This is a genomic window from Nocardia sp. NPDC004415, from assembly GCF_053602435.1.
The window spans coordinates 83238-89957 of the sequence record NZ_JBSGDP010000021.1; the positions used below are offsets into that span (position 1 = coordinate 83238).

Sequence of the window (6720 nt, forward strand, 5' to 3'; positions counted from 1 at the left end):
CACCGTCGGCGCCGACGCCCGGACAAACCTGTCGGATCAGCGTGGCATCATGCGAAGACCATGGAAATCCGCAAGGGCGCCCACGCGCCGGTACCGACATCGCTTCTCGCCGTGGTCCTTTCATGGCGTTCGGCGCACGCGGTGGACGCGCACGCGCTGCTGCTCGACGAGTCGGGCCTGGTTCGCGGCGACCGGGATTTCGTCTTCTTCAACGCCCCGCGTCACATCTCGCAGGCGGTGACCCTCGATCAGCAGCCCGCGCCGGGTACCGCGCGCCTGAGTGTGTCGTTGCCGCGCACCGAGACCGAGGTGGCGCGCATCGTGGTGAGCGCGTCGCTGGACGAGGGCACCTTCGATCAGCTCACCGAGCTGACGCTGACCGTGCACGCCGCCGACGGCCCCGTGGTCCGGTACGTCCTCGACGGCATCGAACGGGTACAGGCGATGATGTTCGGCGAGTTCTACCGCCGCGACGGGCAGTGGCGTTTCCGGGCGATCGGCCAGGGCTGGGTCGGCGGGCTACCGGGTCTGGCCACGGAGTTCGGGGTGACGGTGGCGGAACCGGTCACGCTGCCACGTCCGGTCGGCGACGACGCCGAGATCCCGGCGCGACCGGAGCGGATCGGCGCCACCCGCACGGCCGGTCGATTCGCCGACGCGGGACCCCGGTCCGGCGAACACCCGGACCGCGAGGACCAGCACGGCACCCCCGCGGGCCGCGTCCCCGCGCTCACCCGTCGCGTCATCGACGTCCCCCCACCGCCCCCGCACGACCCCGACCACGCCGACTGGCACCCCGACCCCGAAACCCCCGGACAGCTGCGCTGGTGGGACGGCACCGAGTGGACCAGCAGCACCCACCCGCACATCGACGACCATCGCGCCCGCTGCCCCCGCTGCGGCCATGTCCTGCGGCGCAAACTGTTCGGCGGGCACGGCCCCTGCAAACGCTGTGCCGAGGAGATCGAGGGGTTCCTCACCCAGTGGCGCACCCGCGCGCGCCGGGTCCTGTCCGGGCCGGGCACCCAGTCCGAGGAGTGGATCGAGGTGTGGGCAGCGCTGCGGTTCCAGCGCATCGACGAGGAACGCGGCCGGGTGGTGCTGCGCGAGGCGGGCCTGACCCAGGTGGAACGGATGGTGGCCTTCGCCTTCGCCGACGGCGAGGTGTTCGCCGAGGAACTCGACGCGTTCGAGCACGTGGTCAGCGAGCTGGCCCTCAACGGCGCCGTCGTCGACGATCTGCGCCGCCGGATGCATCGCGGCCGCACCCTGTCGCGGCTGCGCTCGGGCGAACTACCCACCGTCGAAACCCCCGGCCTGCACCTGGACCCGGAGGAACGGGTGCATCTCGACCTGCCCGCGGTGCACGCCCGGATGCTCGCGCGCGGCCCGCGCAACACCGAGGGCAGACTGATCGCGAGTACGAAGAAACTCCGTTTCGTCGGTGACGGCACCGGTATCGAACTGCCGTGGAACCGGGTGGTCTCGGTGCATCCCGAGCACGGCACCGTAGTCATCGCGGCGACCTCCGCGCGGGGCGGCGCCACCTTCGGCGTCACCGATCCCGACTATGTGGCCGCGGCGCTGGAAGGCGCGCTGCGGGTGGCCAAACGCCTGGTCCTCGCCCCCGGTCAGCGCGACAGCCGCAGCATCTCCCAGGACGTGAAAGCCCAGGTCTGGCAGCGCGACGGCGGGAAGTGCGTGGAGTGCGGCGACGGGCACTACCTGGAGTTCGACCACATCATCCCGCTCAGTCGCGGCGGTGCGACCAGTGCGGCGAATCTGCAGATCCTGTGCCGCAACTGCAATCGCGTGAAGGGTGCCCGGATCTAGCCCAGGATCGCGTTCATGATCGTGCCGCCGCTGGTGGCCACCACACCGCCGATCATCGCGCCCGCGATCATCTTCGGCGATTCCATGGAGCTGCCACTCCACTTCTCCCAGGCGAACTTTCCACCGGCGACGGTGATGGCGAGCACGCCCGACAGGATCATGAACCAGGTCAGGTACTGGACCATCTGCATGATCTTGTCCGACAGCGGCGGTGCCTCCGGCGTGGGATTACCGACCTGCGCGAACGTCGTGACGGTGTCGGCCATCGACGTCAGAATGATGCTCATAGCCTGCTCCCCTTGGTCGCGTGATGCGAACTACGTTCCAGCACTGTCGTATTCGAACGCTTCCAGGATACGGGCCCGAACCCCCGGCACACCAACAAAACCGATACCATCGGCTCTGCAGTTGGCCGCCGTTCCCCTAGTCACCAAGTGAGCAGACATGATCCTTGCCGTCGTCACCGATACCTTGGCGCAGATCGGGAATCCGACGCCGGAGGCACCGCCGCTGTCGGAGAAGATCCTGCAGCTGGTGCGGTATTTCACCTGGTTCATCCTGCTGTCCGGTGTGATAGCCATCACCTACGCGGGCGGAAAGTTCGCCTGGGAGAAGTGGACTGGTGGCGGGCTCGAGTCGCCGAAGATGATCGCGGGCGCGATGATCGGCGGCGTGGTGGCCACCAGCGCGGGCACCATCATGAACGCGATGCTCTGATCGCGTTCAGCTGAGCAGGCGGCCGAGGAAGGCGGCGAGGTTCTCCCGCACGCGCTGGGCCTTCTCCTCGGCGGTCAGGTCCTCGCGGTAGCGGCTGCCCATGGCGGGGCGCTTCTTGTTGCGCGCGTAGAGCGAGCAGGCCAGGTCGGTGCACATGAGCGTGCCGACGGTATTGCCCCGCCTGCCCGATTCCCCCGCCTTGGCGGCGGTCATCAGGGAGACGCCGCCACCGGAATGGGTGGTCAGGCAGATCGTGCACATCTGGGTCTTGCCGGAGCCGCCGGTCTCGTGCCGCAGCGCGATGCTGATCAGCCCGTCCTCCCCGGGGACCGAGATATAGCAGCGGCCCGCGTAGGACGGGTCGTTCCAGCCGAGGAAGTCGAGATCGTCCCAGGGCCGTTCGCTCAGGTCACGCGGCACGTTGAGGCGTTTGGCGTCGCCCTTCGAGCAGTTGACGAACGACGCCCTGATGTCGCGTTCGGTGACGGGTTCCATGATGCGTCCTTTCGATGTGCCGATCCACAAACGGTAGACACGCTAACGATCACGCCGGGTCACCGACAACCGGTTTTCCGCAGGCTACGGCCCGACGATGCCCGCCGCCCTGGCGGCACGCAGCCAATCCGGGAACTCACCGAGCAGCAGGCGGTAGAGCTCGGCGTCGTCGACGCGGTCGATGTCGTCGAGGGCGAAGAAACCCGCGTTGTCCACGACGCGGCCGTCGAGTTCGTCCAGGGTCCGCAGCACCCCGAAATTGGCCTTGCCCAGGCCGATGAACTGCCAGAACGCGGGCAGGTGCGCCGCTTCGCGCATGAGCGCGGCGATCTCGCGTTTCTTGGCGAAGCCGCCGTCGGTGAAGAACAGCACCAGTGTCGGCGCCGGACTCGCGGCCAGGGTGTCGATGACGGCGCGCATGATCGGCAGTTCGTCGTTGCGGCCGCCGAGCCGGTCGTAATCGATGCCCTCGTGGGTGCCGGTCAGGTGCAGGTAGGTGCGCGCCCACCGCTCGCCCTCGGCCACGGTGATGTCGGGCAGCTGGGCGTAGGTGAGCGCGTAGAGGTAAGCCTCGAGGGTGCCGTCGTCGTCGAGCTGGGTGGCGACGGGGATCATCCGCTCCACCACCCGGTGCACCGTGCCGCCGCGGTACAGCTTGTGCATGCTGCCGGTCTTGTCGATCACCAGCACCACCCGCGCCCTGGTCCCGAAGGCGCTCTTGTCGATCAGGATCTTGGCGACCTCGCGTTTGCGCAGGTCGAGCACCTGTTTCTTCTCGAAGCTCAGCGCGGCCTCGCCCGGCACGGTCCGCACGAGCGGCTCGGCCACCGGTTGCGGCTCGTCGTCGACGGTCACACCGTGATCGGTCACCAGGTCGGCGAATCCGCCGGCGTAGCCCTGCCCGACCGCGCGCACCTTCCACTGCGCGCCGCGCCGGTAGAGCTCGACCGCGATCACCACCGACTCGTGATCGAGGCCCTCGATCACGTACTCGTACAACACGTTTCCGGCGCGATCGGCGACCGAGGCCACCGGTGCCGCGGCGGCGCCGAACCGGTCGCCCTCCGTCGCGGCGGTGATCACGATCCGGACCTGCGCGATGTCGGCCGGGACCGACGCGGGCGAAACCTCCAGCGCCGCACCGGTCCACCGCACGCCCGGCGCCTGCGGCTGGTTGAAGAACACGAAGTCCGCGTCCGAGCGCACCGTGCCCGCCTCGGTCACCAGCAGCGCCGACAGATCCGCCGCCACCCCGCCGCGCACCGCCAGCACCACCTCGGCGGCATCGAGTCCCGCGTTCTGCCCCTTGACCAGCACAGCAGCCACTGTCTTCTCCTCTTCGCGCCCCGCGTTCGGCCGTGATCCACCACACCCTAGAGGTATCCATGCCCGCGCGGGGTGGTCCGGATGCCGGAAACCTCGCCGAACCGGCTGCGCGGGTGCATGATTGAGGTGATGCAATTCACCACCGCGTTTGTGCAGTACGCCGGATCGGGACCGATGCGGCACGAAGAGACGTTGCTCGTCCAGGTACTGGAACGTCTCGACATCCCCGTGCGTCACTACAGCCTCAAGCGGGTGCGGCGCGGCCAGCTACCGCTGGGCCCCGGCACGTTCATCGCCGGTGACGTCGACGCCATGCACGGCGCGATGCGCCAGCTGCAGATCCCGATCCCCGCACCCGACGACTACCCCGAGTCGCTGCACCCGTATCTGCGGCGCAGGGTCTGGACCTCGACGCTGGGCGATGTCGAGCGCAAGCTGGACAGCGGTGAGCTCGCCCCGCTGTTCGTGAAACCGGCCTACCGGCGCAAGAGTTTTCCCGGGACCGTCTGCTACTCAGATCGCGATCTCGCGGCATTCGGGCGTGTCAGCCGCAGGCAGCCGGTGCACTGTTCGGAACTGGTCACCTGGCTCTCGGAGTACCGCGTCTACGTCTCGCGCGGCCGGATCCTCGCCGTGGACCACTACGCGGGCGACCGCGGCCGCCGCCTCGACCGCGCCGTGGTCGAATCGGCCGTCACCGCCCACCGCGAGTCCGGCACCGCGCCGAGCGCCTACGCCCTCGACTTCGGCGTGCTCGTCGACGGCAGCACCGCCCTGATCGAAGCCAACGACGGCTTCGCCCTCGGCGCCTACGACATCGCTCCCGACCTGTACACCGAACTGCTCATGGTGCGCTGGAGCGAACTGCTCGACCGACGCTGGGACGCCGCCTGACCGGACGAATCGTGGGCGCGCACGTGTCGTGAACGCCTTCCCCGCGGCCCGGCCTCTAGCCTGGACCGAGTCGAGGCATGGAGGTCGCATGGGTGACGGCACGAGCTCGCTGACAGCACGCCTGATCGATTCCTGTTCCCAATTCGCCAACCGGCACGGCGTCTACCTGGGCCGCCGCTCCACCGCCCTGCACGTGGCCCTCTACCGCCGCACCCGCGGCCGCCTCGGCGCCCGCATGCCCGCCCACCCCGGGGCCCGCATCCTGCTGCTCGACCACACCGGCGCCCGCACCGGAGCCCGCCGCACCTCCCCCCTCATCTACTACGCCGACGGCGACACCTACGCCATCGTCGCCTCCAAGGCCGGCCTACCCACCCACCCCGCCTGGTTCCACAACCTGAACGCCCACCCCGACACCACCATCCAGGTCGGCCCCACCACCGTCCCCGTCCACGCCCGCACCGCCACCCCCGAAGAACGCACCCGCCTCTGGCCCCACCTGGTCGACATCTTCCCCAGCTACGCCGCCTACGCCCGCACCACCACCCGCACCATCCCGATCGTCCTCCTGACACCCCGCCTTTGATACCGCATACCGGATACACCGTTCCGGGGATTTCATTTCCGTCGAACTCCGCTGGTGCTCAGGGAAATCGGCCCGTGCGCGTTCCGAACACCGTGGTTAGTATCGAAAATCGTGACCTTGGTGCTGAGCCGACGGCGGCCGTCCGACGATCGATCTCTGGATTCCCGGGACGAGAAACAGCGGCCTGACCGATTGTGGCGAATAGTCGCCATTGTCGCCGGAATTCTCGGAGCGTTACTCGCGGTCGCGGTGCCATTGCTCCCGGTGCAGCAGCAACAGGCGTCGTTCTCGTGGCCGGAGGGTGGCCGGGCGGAAAGTATGACGGCGCCGTTGGTGTCGTATTCCCCGGTCGGGATCGAGGCCACGATTCCGGTCGGGGCGATCACCGGGCCGGCGCCGGAGGGCGGGTATCTGCTGGCGACCGTGCCGCCCGCGTCCGGCCAGGCCTGGCACTACGGGCTGAACGTGCTCGTGTCACCGGCCGACGGCGGCCGCCTGCAGGTGGTCCTGCGCGACAAAACGCTGGTGGACACCCCTGTCGCCGACCTGCCCCGGGCGGGCGCGCTCGCCATCTCGTCGACCGCCGAGCGCACCACCGTGACGCTCGACGGCACCGATCCGGTCGTGGTGGCAGGTGATTCGAGGCCGCAATCGGTCGGCCTGTTCACCGATCTGACCGGTCCCGCGCCCGAGGGCATGCGAGCACGGGTGGAGATCGACTCACGGAGCCTTTTTCATCCTGCCGCTGAACCATGTTGCACCGCAGCGTGATTGATCTGCCGCTCCGGATGCGAACTGGCGAAGCCCCTGGTAAGAGAGCTGATTACCACATCCACTCGTCCACCAGAGGCTTCACTTGCTGTTCTACC

The 6720-nt window shown here is 68.7% G+C and carries 8 protein-coding genes; 5 read left to right on the forward strand and 3 right to left on the reverse strand.

The features are described from left to right. Nucleotides 1-60: 60 nt before the first annotated feature. Nucleotides 61-1833 carry a TerD family protein gene (locus ACWEMY_RS13175; protein WP_452390204.1) on the forward strand — a complete coding sequence of 591 codons (1773 nt, stop codon included), beginning with the start codon at nucleotides 61-63 and terminating at the stop codon, nucleotides 1831-1833. Here the strand turns inward: ACWEMY_RS13175 and ACWEMY_RS13180 are convergent. Next, nucleotides 1830-2120, reverse strand: a complete 291-nt coding sequence (locus ACWEMY_RS13180) for a hypothetical protein (protein WP_336083414.1) — start codon at nucleotides 2118-2120, stop codon at nucleotides 1830-1832. The two genes, ACWEMY_RS13175 and ACWEMY_RS13180, sit on opposite strands and share 4 nt — an antisense overlap. Nucleotides 2121-2277: 157 nt before the next feature. On the opposite strand from ACWEMY_RS13180, the gene ACWEMY_RS13185 reads away from it, so the two are divergent. Continuing rightward, nucleotides 2278-2550, forward strand: coding sequence for a hypothetical protein (locus tag ACWEMY_RS13185; protein ID WP_278262692.1), 273 nt, complete (start codon nucleotides 2278-2280; stop codon nucleotides 2548-2550). Nucleotides 2551-2556: 6 nt separating this feature from the next. On the opposite strand, the gene ACWEMY_RS13190 is transcribed toward ACWEMY_RS13185, so the two are convergent. Together ACWEMY_RS13190 and ACWEMY_RS13195 are read right to left on the reverse strand one after the other, a co-directional pair. After that, the gene (locus ACWEMY_RS13190; protein ID WP_452390205.1) at nucleotides 2557-3045 is read right to left on the reverse strand and encodes an FBP domain-containing protein; all 489 of its coding nucleotides are present in this window, start codon (nucleotides 3043-3045) and stop codon (nucleotides 2557-2559) included. Between the two features lie 84 nt (nucleotides 3046-3129). Next, on the reverse strand, nucleotides 3130-4371 hold the full coding sequence (locus tag ACWEMY_RS13195; RefSeq protein WP_452390206.1) for a vWA domain-containing protein: 1242 nt from the start codon (nucleotides 4369-4371) through the stop codon (nucleotides 3130-3132). A gap of 129 nt (nucleotides 4372-4500) precedes the next feature. On the opposite strand from ACWEMY_RS13195, the gene ACWEMY_RS13200 reads away from it, so the two are divergent. The 3 genes from ACWEMY_RS13200 (at nucleotide 4501) to ACWEMY_RS13210 (ending at nucleotide 6622) form a co-directional block, all read left to right on the forward strand. After that, nucleotides 4501-5265, forward strand: coding sequence for an ATP-grasp domain-containing protein (locus ACWEMY_RS13200; protein WP_452390207.1), 765 nt, complete (start codon nucleotides 4501-4503; stop codon nucleotides 5263-5265). Nucleotides 5266-5353: 88 nt separating this feature from the next. Beyond that, complete coding sequence (locus ACWEMY_RS13205; protein WP_452390208.1) at nucleotides 5354-5851, forward strand: nitroreductase family deazaflavin-dependent oxidoreductase; 498 nt, start codon at nucleotides 5354-5356, stop codon at nucleotides 5849-5851. 111 nt (nucleotides 5852-5962) lie between these two features. Beyond that, a complete protein-coding gene (locus tag ACWEMY_RS13210; protein WP_452390209.1) occupies nucleotides 5963-6622 on the forward strand; it encodes a hypothetical protein in 660 nt (219 codons plus the stop codon). The last annotated feature ends 98 nt before the right edge of the window (nucleotides 6623-6720 follow it).